The sequence below is a fragment of the Nonomuraea sp. NPDC049141 genome (assembly GCF_040648415.1).
Lineage (GTDB): Bacteria > Actinomycetota > Actinomycetes > Streptosporangiales > Streptosporangiaceae > Nonomuraea.
The window spans coordinates 332,369-348,866 of record NZ_JBEZDR010000013.1; the positions used below are offsets into that span (position 1 = coordinate 332,369).

The window sequence follows — 16,498 nt, forward strand, 5'->3', positions numbered from 1 at the left end:
TCGTAATCTGGAATACCCATAGGGGGTATATGGTTCCGGGCGGGTGTGAGGGTCTGCCGGATCTTCCGGGAGGCCGGTCTTCCAACCTCAGAGGAGCTTGCGATGAGGAAGTTGCCGCTCGCGATCTGGGCGATGGTGCTCGGCGCCTTTGCCATGGGGGCCGACGAGTTCATCGTCGCCGGAGTCGTACGAGAGATAGCACAGGCACTCAACGTCTCGATCGGCGCGGTCGGTCATCTGGAGAGCGTGTACGCGCTCGGCGTGGCCGTCGGCGCCCCTGTGTTCACCGCGCTGGGCACCCGGTTCGGCCGGCGGTCGATGCTGCTGCTGACCACCGGCGTCTTCCTGCTCGGGAACCTGATCTCGGCCCTTGGGCCCACGTACGCGTTCATCATGTCCGGCCGGGTCGTCTCCGCGATGGCACATGGGGCGTTCCTGGGCATCGCGGCGGTCTTCGCGGCAGAGCTCGTGGATCCGGCCCGTAAGGGGCGGGCGGTGGCGGTGGTGTTCTCCGGGCTGACCGCCTCCACGATCCTCGGCGCGCCCATCGGGGCGGCGGTTGGGCAGGCGCTGGGCTGGCGGTTCACGTTCTGGACGCTGGTGGCCTTCGGCGGGCTGGCGCTGCTCGGCCTGCTGGCCGCCTTGCCCCAGCAGACCGCCGTCCACCAGCACGTCCACCAGCACGAACACCAGCCCGAGCACCAGCACGAGCACCACGGGCCCGCAGCCAGTCATGAGCAGCACGTTGCCGGGAGTGAGTTCGAGGGGCTGGACGCGCACGCGCTGGCCCATCTGGGAGGCGGTGGCCAGGGGCCGTCGATGCGCGAGCAACTGGCCGCGCTGCGCCGCCCGGCGGTGTGGGGCGCGCTGTTGACCACGATGCTCGGCTACGGCGGTGTCTTCACCAGTTACGTCTACATCGCTCCGCAGCTCACCGAGGTGACCGGGTTCGGGTCCGGCTGGGTGACGCCGTTGCTCCTGCTGTTCGGGGTGGGCCTGTTCGCGGGCAACACGCTCGGTGGGCGGCTGGCCGACAAGAGGACCATGCCCGCCGTGATCGGCACGCTCGCCGCCTTGGCGATCGCGCTGTTCGTGATGACGTACGCGATCGAGGCGCAGGCGACGGCCGTGGTGATGATGCTGGTGTTCGGCACCGCCGCCTTCGCCGTGGTGGCGCCGCTGCAGTTGCGGGTGATGACCGCGGCGGGGCACGCGCCTGACGTGGCCTCGGCGGCCAACATCTCCGCCTTCACCCTCGGCAGCGCCGTCGGCATCTATCTCGGCGGCGTGGCCATCGACGGCGGCCTCGGACTGGCCTCGGTCAACTGGGTCGGCGGCCTGCTGACCACCGCGGGCCTGCTCACAGCCCTGATCACCTGGGCGGCCCTTGACCGCCGCCAACCCGCCGACATCCACCACCACGAACCGGTGGCACACCACCACTGAACGCGATCTCCCCGGGCACCGTGCCCGGGGAGATTTCGTCATGCACGGAGTCGGGTCAGTTCCTCGCAGAAGCGGGCCAACTCTTCCTCGGAGTTGTAGTAGTGGACCGATGCACGCACGAGTTCGGAGATGTCGCGATCGGTCATGTCCAGGAGCGTTGACGGGGCCCGCGACACGCTGACGTTGATCCGGCGCTCCGCCAAGTACTCCTTGATCGTCTCGGCGGCGACGCCGTCGAGGGTGAAGGTGACGATGCCGCAGCGTTCGGCGCCGACGTCGCGCACGGTGCAGCCGGGGATGGCCGCCAGTCGTTCCCGGAGGGTGTCGCCGAGCAGGTAGACCCGGTCCCGGATGTCCTCAAGCCCCCAGGCCAGGGCCTCGTCGATCGCGGTCGCCAAGCCGACCCGCCCTGCGACGCCGTACTCCCAGTTCTCGAACCTGCGGGCGCCCGGCTGGATCTCGAAGCGGTCGGGCGCCGTCCACCTGGCGGAACGCAGGTCGAGGAAGGGCGGATCGAGCTGGTCGAGCACGGACCGCCGGACGTACAGCAGCCCGGTCCCGCGGGGCGCGCGCAGGTATTTGCGGCCGGTCGTGGAGAGAATGTCGCAGCGGATGTGCTCGACGTCGACGGGGATCTGGCCCACCGACTGGCACGCGTCGAGCAGGTACAGCACGCCCGCCTCAGCCGCGATCTTGCCGATCTCCGCGGCCGGGTTGACCAGGCCGCCGTTGGTGGGGATGTGAGTGACCGAGATGAGGCGTACGCGCTCGTCCATCATCGCCCGCAGCGCGTCCACGGAGAGCTGGCCGAGCCCGTCGTTGGGCACCACCTCGACCCGCACGCCATGGCGGCGGGCGACCTGCAGGTAGGCGATGAAGTTGCTGGCGTACTCGGCCTTGCTGGTCAGGATCCGGTCCCCGGGGCGGAAGGGGATGGCGTAGAAGGCCAGGTCCCAGGCGCGGGTCGCGCTGTCGACGATGGCGATCTCGTCGGGGGAGCAGTTCAGCAGCCTGGCGGCGGAGCCGTACGTCGCCTCGACGTTTTCGGCGGCGCGGGCAGCTGCCTCGTATCCGCCGATTTCGGCTTCCAGCCGGAGATGCCCGACGGTCGCCTCCAACACGGGCGTGGAGGGCAGCGAGGCTCCGGCGTTGTTGAGATGGACGGTGTTCGCGGTGCCCGGGGTCAGCTCCCGGGCCCGTGCGAGGTCGATCACGTTCGCTCCACGTTCTGGGGTGAGGGGTGGCCGTTGTGTGAAGGGCCGATGAGGCGCAGGAAAGCCTGTACGCGGGGGTGGGCGGGCGCGGTGAAGAAGCGCTGCGGGGGAGCCTCTTCGATGACGTTCCCACCGTCCATGAACACCACCCGGTCGGCCACGTCACGGGCGAAGGCGGTCTCGTGCGTCACGATCACCATGGTCATGCCGTTTCCGGCCAGGTCTCGGATGACCTGCAGGACCTCGGCGTGCAATTCGGGGTCGAGCGCGGAGGTGGGCTCGTCGAACAGGATGACCTGAGGCTCCATCGCCAGTGCCCGGGCGATGGCGACGCGCTGCTTCTGCCCACCGGACAGGGTGGCCGGATAGCAGTCGCATTTCTCGTCGAGGCCCACGAGCGCGAGCAGTCGCCGTCCGAGGCCGTCCGCCTCGGTCCGGCGCAGGCCCCGTACGGAGATCGGACCCTCCATGACGTTCTGCAGTGCCGTCAGGTGCGGAAACAGGTTGAACTGCTGGAAGACCATCGCCGAACGCCGCCGGATCTCGCGCACCCGCGCGGCCCTGGAACGCCCGCGCCCGCCGCAGTCCACCTGGTTGCCGCACATGCTCACCGTGCCGGTGTCGGGCTCTTCGAGAAAGTTGAGGCAGCGGATCAGGGTGGTCTTGCCGGAGCCCGACGGGCCCATGACCACGACTACCTCTCCGGGCCGTACGTCCAGGTCGATGCCCTTGAGCACCTCGTTGTCGCCGAAGCGCTTACGCAGCCCGCGCACGCTGACGATGGGTTCTGGGGTGGTCATGTGGCGTAGGCCTTTCTCATCCGGCGTTCGAGGGCCTGCTGGCCGACCTGTAGGAGAGTGTTGATCAGCCAGTACATGAGCCCGACGATCAGCAACGCGTCCATGTAGCGGAACGTCGAGGTGCCGATGCCCTCAGCCACCCTGGTCAGCTCCACCACGGTCACCGCGGACGCAAGTGAGGTGTCTTTCATCAGCGCGATGAACCGGCTCCCAACGGGCGGCAGAGCGATCCTGATGGCCTGGGGGAAGATGACGCGGCGCAGCGTCTTCCAGTACGGCATCGCCATCGAGGCCGCCGCCTCCCACTGTCCCTTGTCGACGCTCAGGACGCCGGCGCGGAAGTTCTCGCTGAGGTAGGCGGCGGTGAACAGGGTGAACGCGATGATCGCCGACGGGATGGGGGGAATCTCCAGGCCGATCTGTGGCAGCCCGAAGTAGATGATCATGATCTGGATCAGCAGCGGTGTGCCGCGGAAGACCGACACGTACGCGGTCGCCACGGCCGAGAGGACGCGGTTGCCGGAGATCTTCGCCAGCATGATCGCGGCCCCGAGGATGCTGCCGAGGATGAAGGAGATCACACCGAGGAGAAGCGTGATCATCATGCCGGTGAGGAGGTCGGGAAAGGAGTCGACCAGCAGATCCATCAGTGCCTTCCCTGTTCAGTTCGCCGGAACCTTGGCCAGTTCCTGGGTCAGGTCGAGGCCGCCCAGCCATTTGCGGGAGATGGCGGCCAGGGTGCCGTCGGCGATCATGTCGCCCAGCGCCTTGTCGACGGCCTGCTTGAAGCTCGCCGAGCCTTTCGCGAAGGAGATCCCGTTGACCTCCGATTCGAGCAGTGGTCCTGCGGTCTTGACCTTCAGATTGTTCTTCGCCGCCAGGAACGCCCCTTGGAACCGCGACACCAGCACGGCGTCGGCCCGCCCTCGCGCTACCTCGGTCAGCCCGAGTGTGGCGTTGTCGTAGGTCTTGATGTCGGCGTCGGCGACGCTCTTCTTGGCGAAGGCCGCTTGCGTGGTCCCGGCCGTCACGGCGATCTTCTTGCCCTGGAGGTCGGTCAGCCCGCCGATGGCGGAATTGGTGTCGGCCACGAAGATCGAGATCCCGTTGACCTGGTACGGGCGGGAGAAGTCCACCTGCTTGGCACGTTCCGGAGTGATGGTCTGGCCGGAGATGACGGCGTCGAACCGGCCGGCCTGAACGCCCGCGATGAAACTCTGGTAGTTGGAGGCGACGAACTCGACCTTGGCGATGCCGAGCCGCTTGGCGAGCTCGTTGGCGACGTCGACGTCGTAGCCCGCCGGCTTGCCGCCGTCCAGGAAGTTCCACGGCGGGTTCGCCTGTGTCTGGGCCACCCGGAGGATGCCGGACGCCTTGACCCGCTGCAGGAGATCGGCGGCGTCCGCGGAGCCATGGCCGCACGCGGACAGGGCGATCAGTAGAGCGGCGGACACGAGGCTTGATCGGATACGTATGTTGTTTGCCACCGTGGGCTCCTTGTGACGCGGTAGTAGCCCGGCTCTGAACCCCCGTGAACCGTGGACATCCCCTGGATAGGGCTTATCTGTCCATGGCACATACGGTGGGCCAAAATGTCCGGAGCGTCAAGTACCCCCACGGGGTAATTTGTCGTATGTGCTGCTCATCACGGGTGAGTAGCCAAGGTTGTCGGGTACGGGGGTCACATTTACGGACTTGGGGAGGTTAGTCCAGCCAGCCCAAGCGGGCCGCGCGTACGCCGGCCTGGAAGCGGCTGCTCGCGCCCAGCATCGTTGTCAGCTCGCCGACCAGCCGGGTCACGGTGCGCGTGGAGACACCCAGCCTGCGGGCGATCACGTCGTCCTTGGTGCCGGCCGCGAGCAGGAGGAGAACCGCGCGTTGCTGCTCAGTCAGCGCCGTGCCGTCAGCGGAGCGAGGTACGTCCTGCGGCTCCGACGCCGTCAGCCAGAGGTAGTCGTAGATCGCGGCCAGGGACCTCACCACGTTGGCGCCGCGGATCAGCACGGCCCCCGCCCCGACGTCCTCGGGGTCGGCCTGGACGACCGCGACCCGCCGGTCGTACACCAGCATGCGCGTCGGTACGACCGGCGCGACCCGGACCTCGACGCCCTCCGCCACGCGGTCGCGCAGATGATCGCGCATCAGCGGGTCGGACAGCGTGATCTGCGCGTGAATGCTGCGGATGCGGACGCCTCTGCCCAGCGAGATCTTGGTGCGTTCGGTGCCGCCGTCCAGCCCCCGCGCGGACCAGGTGGCGGCCGGGTGCATGCCCACGATCTCGTGCCGGGCCATCTCCGCCAGTTCGTTGAGGCGCTGGTTGAGCCGGGTGGCACGCTCCTGCCGCGGATAGAACTCCACCTGGGTGTCGTCGTGCGGCCGCTGTGCCAGCCCCAGGTAGTCCCGAGCCAGAGAGGCGGTCAGAACGTGCTGTTCCACGAGCTTGTCCAGGGCTCGATGACCGTGTTCGAGGCTGAGCGCCAGCGCTGTGGACGTCTCGACGCTCAGCTCGGACCCGGGGATGAGCAGGCCGAGACGGACCAGGCGGTCGCGCGCGGCGGCCCGCTGCCGTGCGGTGAGGCCCAGAGCGGCCGACGCGTCGGCGACGCTCTCGCCTCTGGTGTGGACGCGTTCGTACAGGGCCTGCGCGAGGCGGTCGGCCTCGGCAGGGGGATCATCGCTCACGTCACAGTCCCCGTCATCGCGAAAAACATGACATATCGCCAAGTGATTCACCAAACCGGCGTGTCTTGTTCGCGCCATGGCGTGATCTCGAACCCTCCAAGGCCCGCCACTCGGCTCCCGGTGCGGCAAGATTTCCACCTAGGCGCGCGCCGATTTCCACCGTTTCGATACTTGGAGGATGGATGATCACTGTCGCCTACAGCCTGACCACCTACCGCGTTAACGGCCTTTCCGAGGCGAGCTGCGAACACTGCCTGGCGAGCATTCGCTCCGAGCTCATCCTGGTGCCCGGCATCGTCGGCGTCGACCTGAACGCCGAGGAGTCGAAGATCAGCGTCCTGACCGACGGCCCGGTCGACGACGCCCGGATCAGGGACGCCATCGATGCCGCCGGCTGCGACATCCTGAGCTCCTGACCAGGTGCCCTTCCGGACGCCGGCATGCCCCGCGTCCGGAAGGGCTCATTCAGGGTGACGAGCCCGGCGGCGCCTGTCCGTCTATACCGTCTGCTCGGCGGGTTCGAGTCCGGCGAGGAGGTTGAAGGAGCCGGTCAGCAGGTTCAGGGCGACCAGACCGGGGATCTCGGCGATGATCCGGTCGTTCCATCCGTGTCCGCGTAGGTCGGCGATGTCCTGGTCGGTGAGTGAGGACGGTTCGGCCAGGACGCGGACGGCGACCGCGATGAGGGCGGCCTCACGGGCGTCGGCGGAGGTGCCCTGCCGGGCAAGGGCGATGTCGGCGTCGCTCAGCCCCGCCGCCCGGGCTGCCTGCGTGTGCGCGTCCATGCAGAGGCCGCAGCCGATCCATTCCTGCAAGGCGAGCGAGATCTTCTCGCTCAGGCTACGGGGAAGTTTGCTCCGTTTCATGGCGCCTGAGAGGTCGAGGTAGCCCTGGAGCATCGCCGGCGAGTGGGCCATGGTGGACACCATCTCACCGACATTCCCCCTGCGGCTGATGATGTCGTTCAGCAGTTCGCGTGACTTGCCGGGCGCATCAGCGGGGTCGAGTGCGGTCAGGCGTCGCATATGTTCCCTCCTCAGACTTATGGTGTGGATACTATACCCCTGCACCGTATAGGAGTGGATCATGTCGCCAGAATGCCGGCTCGCCGAACACCTCGCCCGTTGGCTCGGCTCATGGCCGCCGCGTCGCGAGCTTGACATCGTCGGCGAGCCGGGACGGGCGCTGCCCGGTTGGGATGGCAGGTTTCATCCCGTGCTCGGGGTTGCGACGCCGGAGCGCGGCGTGCTCTCTGTCCCACCGGAGCATGCCGATCCGGTCGCGCGGAGATACGCCGGAGTGGGGACGCTCACGGCGTTGGGGCCGCGGCTTCCCGAGATGGTCGGTTATCCGAAGCGGGGCTGGTTCACCGCCGTGTACCGGTGGACGGCCGACCCCGCAGTCCTTCCTGAGCCGGGAGCGTGGGTTTCGGCTGCCGATCCGGAGGTTCCGGAGTGGTTGCGCGTCTTCGGCGGGGACGTGCTGGTCGCCCGGGATGTGGAGACGGGTGCCCACCTGGCGGGTGTGGGGGTCAAGCGCCATGACGTGTACGGGCATGAGCTGGCCGTCGTGACCGTCCCCGAGGCGCGGGGGCGAGGCTTGGCGCGCGGGCTCATCGCGCAGGCCGCGCGGCGGGTTCTCGACGAAGGGGCGATACCCACGTACATGCATGCCCTCGACAACCATGCCTCGGCCGCCGTGGCGACGGGGGCGGGCTTTGCCGACCGCGGATGGACCTCCTACGGCCTGACGGAAGAAACGACAGTGGCCAGGCCGCCCGGATTCGACGTCATCGCCGGCAGTCTGGATCGAGAACCTCCGTGACGCCCTGGCCGGGAGGGGTCGTCCGCGGCGAGCACGTTCACCATCGAGCGGTGACCAGCCAGGCCGCGCTCCTGAGGAAGACTCCGGGCGCCGTCTCGTGCGAGGCGAGGCGCTCGCGGAGCGCGTCGAGCATCTTGGCTCTCGTCGTCTCGTCGACCTTGTCGAGCAGGCTGCTCACCGGGCCCATCTGGGCGACGAAGCCGAGCACGTCGTTCACGTTGTCCCCGAGCCTCATGGGCTCGTCTACGGGGTCCACGCTGATCTGGGTGTAGCCGGCTGTATGCAGGAGATCGGTGATCCGACTGGATGCCGCCAGGGAGAAGGGCCCCGGGCCGTCGCCGGCAAGGGAACCGGGCAACGGGACGAACGAGGCCAGGACCGCGCCCAGCTCGGCGATCCATTCGTTTTCGAGCGGTTTCCGCCAGCACAGGAACGCCAGACGCCCACCGGGGCGAGTCGCCCGCCCAATGTTGGTGAAGGCCGCCACGGGATCGTTGAAGAACATCACCCCGAAACGGCTGATCACCGCATCGACGCTCGCCGCGGCGAAGGGGTGAACCTGGGCGTCGGCCTGTTCGAAGCGCGTGTTGCCGAGGTTCTCGCTCTCGGCTCGGTGGCGGGCCTGCTCCAGCAAGGGAGCGGACAGGTCGATGCCGAGTGCCTGGCCGTCTTGTGCGCTCCGAGCGGCCATGCAGGTGGTCTGGCCGCTTCCGCACCCGATGTCGAGCACGTGGTCCCCGGGAGTGATGGCGGCCGCCTCGAACAGGTGGGGACTGATCCTTTGCATCATCTGGTCGTAGCGATCCCGGTGAGCGACCCAGTGTCGGCCGTCGCCCTCGTTCCACGCCTTGGCCTGTTCGGGGTTGGCGACAGAGTGCGACATAGAAGCTCCTTTAACTCGTACATTGATGTACGAGAATCTCCTGGACGATCTACTACCTATAGATAGTACTCATGTTGGATAGTAGTATGACGCCGTGCAGGATGAACTGGATCGGGCGGTCGCCGTTCTCGGCCCGCTGGAGGGGCGGCTCATGCGGGCCGTCTGGACCGGAGCGGTCACTGAGCCGTTCGTGGTCCGGGACGTGCAGAAACTGGTGCCGGAGCTGGCCTACACCACCGTGATGACCACGCTACGAAGGCTGGCCGACAAGGGAATGCTGACCGCTCACGCCGAGCCGGGCCGCCGCGCTCACGCGTACCGGGCCGCGATCACGCCCGCCCAGTTCCTGTCCCAGTCGAGCCGCCAGGCCACCGCGAGCTTCGTGGACAAGTACGGCGACGCCGCACTGGCCGCTTTCGCCGCCCACCTCGACGGCCTGTCGCCCGAACAGCGGCGCCGCCTGCAGGAGCTGGCCGAGTGATCGTCTACCTCTGGCGGCACAACCGCATCGGCCTGGCCGTGCTGACCGGACTGGTCGGCGTGCGCCTGGTGTGGCACCCCAACGTTTCCGCCGGGATGACGATGGCCCAGTGCTGGCTCGTCTCCATCGCCGTCGTGTCCGGGGCGAGCCTGCTGGCTGTCGCCGTCCGCGCCACCTGGCTCGGCGTCGCCGCGGCCCACAGTCTGGCCGTACTTCCGCGGGCGGCCGAACCGGCCGGTCTCAAGGGCGCGATACGGCGAACCGGCGCTCCAGGTGTCGTCTGCCTGGCCGGTGCGGACCCGGCGGCCTTCTGCGCGGGAGCGCTGCGGCCACGGCTCTATCTCACCGCCGGGGCCGCCGAGATGCTCCCGGCTGAGGAGCTCGACGCGATCCTCATCCACGAGGCCGCACACGCCCGGCGCCGCGACCCGTTGCGCCGTCTCATCCTCCGCGCCACCGCTGACGTGCTGTTCTACCTGCCGTTGGCGGCATGGTGGTTCCGGCGGCAGAGCGAACGGGCCGAGCTGTCAGCCGACCGAGCCGCGATCGACCGGCTGGGCGCCAAGGCGGTGGCACGGGCACTGACCCGCATGGACGGCGCCGGCCTCGCACCGGCAACAGCCGCGGCTTTCGACGGCGCCGCCGAGGCCAGGGTCGCTCAACTGCTAGGCGACAGTTTGCCGATCCGCAGGCCGTCCAGAGCCGGAATGATCTTCTCCCTGACCGGCCTCCTTGTGGTCGTCAGCCTGGTCATGTGCATCGCGCAGGCAGCGTGGACGCCTTGACGGCACCGGTGTGGGATGTGTCTAGTGCGTCGGCTTTGGCCTTGCGCTGCTGGGCCGCTGAGGCGTCGAGGGTGACGCGGGTCGAATCTCGAACAACGTCAAGCTTTTCACATGGTCGTTCCGCCATCCATGATCGGGATCAGAGCGTGGAGGACCAAAGCTGGCGCAGTGTGGGCGGTCTCACTGGTTCGGCGGACACTTGATCTCCGAGCAAGGAGGTCAAGGGCGAACCGCGCCGAGCAGGCGGGCGCGCCAGTAGTCGTCGAGGTCGGACACCTTGATGACGTCTCCGGTCTGTGGCGCGTGGACCATCTTCCCATTGCCCGCGTACATGCCCATGTGTCCCAGCCCCTTGCTGAAGAGCAGGTCCCCGGGCTGCAGCTCGTCCAGCGATTCGCCGAACCGGTTCACTATCTTTCATAGTAGATCTGCCGAGGCTGAGGCATCTTCGCACCAAATCGACTTCACCGCCGAGTCGCGTTCCCACATGTCCGTCTACCGCATTGCGCTGGACCAGCAGCAGCACCCGAAGCCCGACGTACTACGTTGCCCGCGTCGAGTGCTGTGCCTGCGCCGCGTCACGAATCGTGCTTGCGACAGTCGTCGGGGTGGGCACGGTGACCGTGCCCACCCCGACCGCGTGGACCGTGCTCGCGACCGTCGTCAAGCAGGTACGTCGAGTACCGTGCCCGCGCCGACCGTCAGGCCGCCCTCGCGGATCGCGAAGCCGAGACCCGGCTCCAGCGCGACCGCCTTGCCCAGCTCGACCCGCACCTCGACCGTGTCGCCCGGCTGGGCGGAGTCGTCCAGGAGCAGCTCGCCGGGTACGTCGGTGGTGCGCAGGTAGAACTGCGGCCGGTAGCCGGACGCGATCGGCCGGCGTCGGCCGCCCTCCTCGGGCGTGAGGAGGTAGATCCGGGCGGTGAACGACCGGCGGGCCCGCTGGCTGCCGGGCGCGGCCAGCAGCATGCCCCGCCGCACCTGGTCGCGGCGGACACCGCGCAGCAGTACGGCGGCGTTGTCGCCCGCCTCGCCCCGCTCCATCGTCTTGCCGAACGTCTCCACCCCGGTCACCACCGCGGTGAAGCCACCGCCGGCCCCGGCACCCGGCCCGGCGCCGTCGTCGAACCCGACGACGCCCACCGTGTCGCCCACGCGGACCGTGCCGCGCTCGATGGCGCCCGTGACGACCGTGCCCCGGCCGGTGACCGTGAGCACGTTCTCCACCGGCATCAGGAACGGCGCGTCCACGTACCGCACCGGCACCGGGATGTGGTCGTCGACCGCCTGGAGCAGCGTGCCGATCGACGCCGTCCACTCGGGGTCGCCTTCCAGCGCCCGCAGCCCGGAGACCCGGACCATCGGGACGTCCCGGTAGCCGTGCTCGGCGAGCAGGTCGTGCAGCTCCAGTTCGACCAGGTCGGTCAGCTCCGGGTCGGCGCCGTCGGCCTTGTTGACCGCGACGACCAGGTGCTCGACGCCGACGCGCCGGGCGAGCAGCACGTGCTCCCTGGTCTGCGGCATGATGCCGTCCTGGGCGGACACGACGAGGATCGCGCCGTCGAGCTGCGCCGCCCCCGTGATCATGTTCTTCACGTAGTCGGCGTGGCCCGGCATGTCCACGTGGGCGTAGTGCCTGGTGTCGGTCTCGTACTCGACGTGCGAGATGTTGATCGTGATGCCGCGCACGGCCTCCTCGGGCGTGCGGTCGATCCGCTCGAACGGCGTGTACGTCGCCTGCCCCCGCTGCGCGAGCACCTTGGTGATCGCGGCGGTCAGCGTGGTCTTGCCGTGGTCGACGTGGCCCATCGTGCCGATGTTGAGATGCGGCTTGTTACGGACATAGGCCTGCTTGGCCATGATGTTCTTCCTCTTGGAGTCCTGGATGTGCTGTGACCCGCACGGGCCGACTACCTCCCCCCGCCGGGTCACCACAGAGACATCCGGGAAAAAGACTTACGGGAAGAGGTCAGCGCTCCAGGCCGTCGCAGGCACGCTCGAACGCGCCCGCGTTGGCGGGCGTCGCGAGGTGATCGTGCCTGAACATGAGGACCATAGTGGGACCCTCAGCGCCGCCACGCAACGCAATATTCCCGCCGGTCTTCCGGCACCGCCCCGATCGTCCGGCACCGGGCAGCGTGTCCCTTGAAACGCAACGGCTGGACGGTCGCCGAGTGGGTGGGCGACCGCAGCCCGGATGCCACTCAGCGGCTGTTGAACCGCGCCCGCTGGGACACCTCGGGTGCGATGAGTGCCGTCCGCCGGTTCGCCGTCACCCGTCTGGCGCCCTCAACAAGATCGGAGAGGCCGGATCGCCACGCGACCCCGGCGACCCAATGCTCGACCACAGTTGATCAAACACGCGGCACGGACGTTGAGTTTCCTGCCAGGGCGTGCCGGTAGGCCCAGTCGTTCGCTGTCACATCTGGTCGGCCAGCCCGTTGGCGGCTTCGACGGCGATGTCGATGGCGCGGGTCGCGAGAGGCGATTGGGTGCGTCCGGCCGGCCAGTACAGGTACCACGTGCAGGCGGGCGATGGTTGCAGTCGATGGATGCTGAGCCGGTCGTCGGACCAGACATCGGACCCGTGGAGGCCGAGCCATGGCAGCACCGCCGAGCCTATGCCCGCCCGCACCATTGACACGATGGTTTCGTGGCCCGCGGTTCGGAACACGATCCGCGGCCGCGCGCCATCGCCGGCGAGCGTCCGCTCCAACCATTTCTGGTGATCGGTGGGAGGCCAGGCGACCATCGGAGCATCGTCGAGCAACTCCACCCGTACTGGACCATCGGGGAACGCGCCGGCGCGGGCCACCAGGAGGTACGGCTCTTCGAGCAGCTCGACGTGCTCGACGTCGCCTTCGATCCGGCCGTAGTGGAACAACAGGTCGAGATCTCCGATCTGCGGATCCTCCGGCCCCGCCTCGGACAGCCTGATGTCGCAGCCGGGGTGCTCCTCCAGCAGCCGGCGCACGACGGCCGGCAGGATCAGCTTGGTCGAGCCCTGGAAGGTGCCGATGTCGATCCGGCCGTTACCCGCCCTGAAACGATCGACGGCGTCGGCCAGCGCCTCCGCCTTCGTGAGCAGCTCGCGCCCGTGGGTCAAGACCACCTCGCCAAGTGGAGTGATCCGTACCGGCCTGGGACCTCCGGGCCGGTCGAAGACGGCACCACCGACGGCCTTCTCCAACGCGGCGATCTGCTGGCTCACCGACGATTGGGTGTAGCCGAGCCGACTCGCGGCTCGTCCGAACGTTCCTTCCTCGGCGATAGCGGCCATGGTCCTCAGATAGCGCAGCTCGACGTCCGCCATAACGCCACAGCATAGCGAATAGCGATTAATTCGATCGAAAACAATCGCTTTTCTTGATGTTCTGGGTGACTCTAAGGCCATCGACATGACGGTCTACAGCACATCCAACCGCGGTCCGCGGCGCCTTCTCACACCGCTGGGCCATCGCGGAGTACGCCACGCACGGTGTCGAGCCGTACACCCGGGTCGAGCTCCGGCAGCCACCAGGTTGCGCCGGCCTTCGCGTACGGCTCGGGATCGACGCCGGGCGGCAGGCTGATGGCGATGTCGTAGGCGGTCATTTCGCCATGTCGCAGTTCGGTGAGGGTGCCGACGACCTCAGCGAGCTGGTCCGGGTGCTCCAGATTGATCGGGAAGAAGCCGTCGAGCCGGGCGGCCCGGCGGATCGGCTTGGCGTTGCCGGGGAATCCGGCGGCCCACACCGGCACGCCGGGCCGCTGAACCGGCCGCGGCAGGAACGTGATGTCGTCGACGGTGTAGTGCTCGCCGCGATGGCGCACCGGTTCGCCGGACCATGCGGTGGCCAGGATCGTCAAGGACTCGTCGAGCATCCGCCCGCGCTGCCGGTCGTCGAGCTGCTCGCCGGTCTTGGACAGCTCGCCGCCGAACCGGTCGCTGCCCAGGCCGACGCCGAGGGTGAGGCGGCCGGCGCTGAGCCGATCCAGTGTCGCGGTCTCGCGTGCGACCTTGACCGGTCGCCGGCGGGCAAGCGTCGACACCATCGGGCCGAGCCGCAGCCGCTCGGTCGCGGTCGCGACCGCCGCCAGCGCGATCCACGGGTCGGCGACCTGATGGACCGGCGCCCGCCAGGACAGGTGATCCCACACGAAGAAACCGTCCCACCCGGCTTCCTCAGCGTCGGCGGCCAGGCGCGCCACTGCCCGTGGGTCGGCGAGGTCGTCGAAGAGCGGCAGCCAGAGTGCCGACCGTAGCCGGTTCATGAGCGGCCCCCTTCCGTGTGCCGCACCAGACCCGACACGAAGTCATTCCACACCGGCCCCGGCAGGTCATGTCCGGCCCCCTCCAGGACCAGTAGCTCGGCATCGGGGATCGCGTCGCGTAGCGCCTGTCCGTGCGGCAGGGGCAGGAAGGGGTCGTGGTCGCCGTGGACCACGAGCGTCGGCGCCGCGATGTCGCCGAAGCCGCCTCGCGCAGGCCCATCGAGCCCGATGGCGTAGTGGTTGACCAGAGTCGAGGCGTAGCTCCTGGTGCGCGCCACGTCACGTTCGGCCAACGCTCGAATCGCGGTCTCGTCGAAGTACGGAGAGCCACCGGCGAACGCCCTCGCGCCGGCGACCACGTACTCGACGACCGCGGCCGCGTCGTGGGAATCAGGCTCGGCCGGCATGGCCAGCCCGCTCGAGGGCGGCGGGAGGTCGTCGGCCCCGGTCGAGGCCGAGACGAACGTCAGCGACGCGACCCGATCGGGATGGTCCACACCGAGGATGAGCCCGCTCCCGCCGAACATCGACTGACAGACCACGTGGGCGCGCTCGATGCCCAAGGCGTCGTGGACGCCGAGTACGTCCAGGGTCAGGTCGGTGAAGGAGTACGCCGGCTGTCCCGGCGGGTAGTAGGTCGACCGGCCGGTGTCGCGATGGTCGTACCGGACCACGAACCGGCCACGGGCGGCGATGCGTTCGCACAGTTCGGCGTCCCACCACAGCATTGAGGCAGACGCCCCGGCCACCAGTGTGATCGCCGGGGTGGCGCGGTCTCCGAAGGTCTCGACACACAGCTCGACGCCGTTGATCTCGAGAAGCTGCTCGCCGTTGGATTGATTAGTGTTCATGTCCGGCACGCTATGCCTGGCAGCTTCATCGTGAAAAGTGATGATTTTCGATCGTTTTGATCGCTTATGTTGATGGGTGTGGTCAGGCTGGAACGCGGGACCGACATCGAGTTGCGCCACCTGGCGGCGGCCTGTTCCGCCGCTGGCAGCGTGAGGGAATATGGGCGCGCGGATTCTGGCCGAGTCGCGGGCGTGTGCGGATGCTGTCGGGAAGATCGGCTGGACGATGAGTGTGGACTCGACCATCACCCGGGCTCACCAGCACGCGGCCGGAGCTCTCCGGGAGGGCCACCTGCAAAAGGACCCGCCCGGTGGGGTGCGGTGTGAACCGGCCGATCATGCACTGGCGCGCTCCCGCGGCGGGCTGACCACGAAGACCCACCTGGCCTGTGAGCAGGGCCGCAAGCTGCCGGCCGCGGTGGTGACCGCCGGGCAGCAGGGCGATCGCCCCAATGCCGGCGGGGGATCGAGGCGTGCATTCCGAGCAAGGCCGACCAAGACGCTCACCAACGCAGTCATAGGTAGCGCTGAGCCAGCAGATGGGCGATCACCCAGTCCTGCATGGCAACGCCGACGGTCTTGAAGACCGTGCGTCCTGTGCTGCTGGGCGCGCCGTCCGTCAGGGCGGTTCCCAGCTCGATCAGATGGTCCTCGGTGATCACACCGTGTTCGAACGCTCCGATCGTGGACGGTGTGGACTTTGGGTGGTGATGCCCTTGGAGTGAAAGGGGCGGTCTGGCTGCGGGGGGTCGAGAGCGATGGGGATGCCGTCTATCGGGCGTTGGCGGCTGTCGGCGTTGATCTGACGGTGCTGATGGCGCTGCTCGGGGTGTTTCTCGCTCTTGGGCTGGTGCATCGGTGGGGGATGGTCTTTCCGCGATGGATCCTGCTTCTCGCTGGGCGTCGGGTGCCTGCGCTCTTGCCCCTGATTCCGGCCTGGGGGGTGGGGCTGTGCCTGGGGGTGTACGGGGCTGTGCTGCTGGTCATGGTGCCGCTCAGCCTTGTCGGGGTGATTTCGCGGTTTGCGCCACCGGCGCCCTTCACCACTAGCGGGGACGTGACGTGGATGATCTTGTTTGGAGGGCTGGCCTTCGGAGGGCTCGGGAGTGCTCTTGTTGTGGGGGCGTGGTCCTACGGTGGGATTGCGCGCCCTGGCTTCACTTTGTTCAGTCCCGCTAGCCACGACCCTGTTGCTGAATTCTGATCAGGCGGTCAGGGTGAGGTCGAGGCGGGCCAGGTGGCTGGTGCGGGTCCGGTCGAGCGGGTGCCCATTCCACC

General features: G+C 68.3%; 18 protein-coding genes. 5 read left to right on the top strand and 13 right to left on the bottom strand.

Translation table 11 applies throughout. From position 1 onward, the window contains the following. Positions 1 to 102 precede the first annotated feature (102 nt). Positions 103 to 1,446, top strand: a complete 1,344-nt coding sequence (locus tag AB0B91_RS36745; RefSeq protein ID WP_358329758.1) for an MFS transporter — start codon at positions 103 to 105, stop codon at positions 1,444 to 1,446. A 38-nt stretch (positions 1,447 to 1,484) separates the two neighbouring features. On the opposite strand, the gene AB0B91_RS36750 is transcribed toward AB0B91_RS36745, so the two are convergent. The 5 genes from AB0B91_RS36750 to AB0B91_RS36770 all read right to left on the bottom strand — a co-directional run bounded on the left by AB0B91_RS36750 (position 1,485) and on the right by AB0B91_RS36770 (position 6,142). Then, positions 1,485 to 2,660: an aminotransferase class V-fold PLP-dependent enzyme gene (locus AB0B91_RS36750; protein WP_358329761.1), complete on the bottom strand. Its 1,176-nt coding sequence runs from the start codon at positions 2,658 to 2,660 to the stop codon at positions 1,485 to 1,487. Further along, complete coding sequence (locus AB0B91_RS36755) at positions 2,657 to 3,460, bottom strand: amino acid ABC transporter ATP-binding protein (RefSeq protein WP_358329764.1); 804 nt, start codon at positions 3,458 to 3,460, stop codon at positions 2,657 to 2,659. Before AB0B91_RS36755 ends, AB0B91_RS36750 begins: the two co-directional genes overlap by 4 nt. Next, positions 3,457 to 4,107, bottom strand: coding sequence for an amino acid ABC transporter permease (locus tag AB0B91_RS36760; protein WP_358329767.1), 651 nt, complete (start codon positions 4,105 to 4,107; stop codon positions 3,457 to 3,459). Before AB0B91_RS36760 ends, AB0B91_RS36755 begins: the two co-directional genes overlap by 4 nt. Positions 4,108 to 4,122: 15 nt before the next feature. Then, complete coding sequence (locus tag AB0B91_RS36765) at positions 4,123 to 4,947, bottom strand: transporter substrate-binding domain-containing protein (protein ID WP_358329770.1); 825 nt, start codon at positions 4,945 to 4,947, stop codon at positions 4,123 to 4,125. A gap of 217 nt (positions 4,948 to 5,164) precedes the next feature. Beyond that, positions 5,165 to 6,142 carry a helix-turn-helix transcriptional regulator gene (locus tag AB0B91_RS36770; protein WP_358329772.1) on the bottom strand — a complete coding sequence of 326 codons (978 nt, stop codon included), beginning with the start codon at positions 6,140 to 6,142 and terminating at the stop codon, positions 5,165 to 5,167. Between the two features lie 182 nt (positions 6,143 to 6,324). Here AB0B91_RS36770 and AB0B91_RS36775 point away from each other — a divergent pair, with 182 nt between their 5' ends. Beyond that, positions 6,325 to 6,558: a heavy metal-associated domain-containing protein gene (locus tag AB0B91_RS36775; RefSeq protein WP_358329775.1), complete on the top strand. Its 234-nt coding sequence runs from the start codon at positions 6,325 to 6,327 to the stop codon at positions 6,556 to 6,558. A gap of 81 nt (positions 6,559 to 6,639) precedes the next feature. On the opposite strand, the gene AB0B91_RS36780 is transcribed toward AB0B91_RS36775, so the two are convergent. Next, positions 6,640 to 7,167, bottom strand: coding sequence for a carboxymuconolactone decarboxylase family protein (locus tag AB0B91_RS36780; protein ID WP_358329778.1), 528 nt, complete (start codon positions 7,165 to 7,167; stop codon positions 6,640 to 6,642). A gap of 61 nt (positions 7,168 to 7,228) precedes the next feature. On the opposite strand from AB0B91_RS36780, the gene AB0B91_RS36785 reads away from it, so the two are divergent. Continuing rightward, entirely contained in the window at positions 7,229 to 7,966 is a 738-nt protein-coding gene (locus tag AB0B91_RS36785) for a GNAT family N-acetyltransferase (RefSeq protein WP_358329781.1), read from the top strand. A 37-nt stretch (positions 7,967 to 8,003) separates the two neighbouring features. Here the strand turns inward: AB0B91_RS36785 and AB0B91_RS36790 are convergent, their stop codons facing one another. Then, positions 8,004 to 8,849: a methyltransferase domain-containing protein gene (locus tag AB0B91_RS36790; protein ID WP_358329784.1), complete on the bottom strand. Its 846-nt coding sequence runs from the start codon at positions 8,847 to 8,849 to the stop codon at positions 8,004 to 8,006. A 94-nt stretch (positions 8,850 to 8,943) separates the two neighbouring features. Here AB0B91_RS36790 and AB0B91_RS36795 point away from each other — a divergent pair, with 94 nt between their 5' ends. Together AB0B91_RS36795 and AB0B91_RS36800 are read left to right on the top strand one after the other, a co-directional pair. Continuing rightward, positions 8,944 to 9,330, top strand: a complete 387-nt coding sequence (locus AB0B91_RS36795) for a BlaI/MecI/CopY family transcriptional regulator (protein ID WP_358329787.1) — start codon at positions 8,944 to 8,946, stop codon at positions 9,328 to 9,330. After that, entirely contained in the window at positions 9,327 to 10,115 is a 789-nt protein-coding gene (locus tag AB0B91_RS36800; protein ID WP_358329790.1) for a M56 family metallopeptidase, read from the top strand. The genes AB0B91_RS36795 and AB0B91_RS36800 overlap by 4 nt, the downstream gene beginning before the upstream one ends. Before the next feature lie 219 nt (positions 10,116 to 10,334). On the opposite strand, the gene AB0B91_RS36805 is transcribed toward AB0B91_RS36800, so the two are convergent. The 6 genes from AB0B91_RS36805 to AB0B91_RS36830 form a co-directional block, all read right to left on the bottom strand. After that, positions 10,335 to 10,526 carry an NlpC/P60 family protein gene (locus tag AB0B91_RS36805; protein WP_358329793.1) on the bottom strand — a complete coding sequence of 64 codons (192 nt, stop codon included), beginning with the start codon at positions 10,524 to 10,526 and terminating at the stop codon, positions 10,335 to 10,337. Between the two features lie 252 nt (positions 10,527 to 10,778). Further along, entirely contained in the window at positions 10,779 to 11,975 is a 1,197-nt protein-coding gene (gene tuf / locus AB0B91_RS36810) for an elongation factor Tu (RefSeq protein WP_358329796.1), read from the bottom strand. Between the two features lie 559 nt (positions 11,976 to 12,534). Further along, on the bottom strand, positions 12,535 to 13,428 hold the full coding sequence (locus AB0B91_RS36815; RefSeq protein WP_358329800.1) for a LysR family transcriptional regulator: 894 nt from the start codon (positions 13,426 to 13,428) through the stop codon (positions 12,535 to 12,537). A 128-nt stretch (positions 13,429 to 13,556) separates the two neighbouring features. Next, positions 13,557 to 14,369 (bottom strand): LLM class flavin-dependent oxidoreductase, encoded by an 813-nt coding sequence (locus AB0B91_RS36820; RefSeq protein WP_358329803.1) that lies wholly within the window; start codon positions 14,367 to 14,369, stop codon positions 13,557 to 13,559. Further along, the gene (locus tag AB0B91_RS36825) at positions 14,366 to 15,220 is read right to left on the bottom strand and encodes an alpha/beta fold hydrolase (RefSeq protein ID WP_358329806.1); all 855 of its coding nucleotides are present in this window, start codon (positions 15,218 to 15,220) and stop codon (positions 14,366 to 14,368) included. Before AB0B91_RS36825 ends, AB0B91_RS36820 begins: the two co-directional genes overlap by 4 nt. A gap of 515 nt (positions 15,221 to 15,735) precedes the next feature. Then, positions 15,736 to 15,882, bottom strand: coding sequence for a hypothetical protein (locus tag AB0B91_RS36830; RefSeq protein ID WP_358329809.1), 147 nt, complete (start codon positions 15,880 to 15,882; stop codon positions 15,736 to 15,738). Positions 15,883 to 16,498 lie beyond the last annotated feature (616 nt).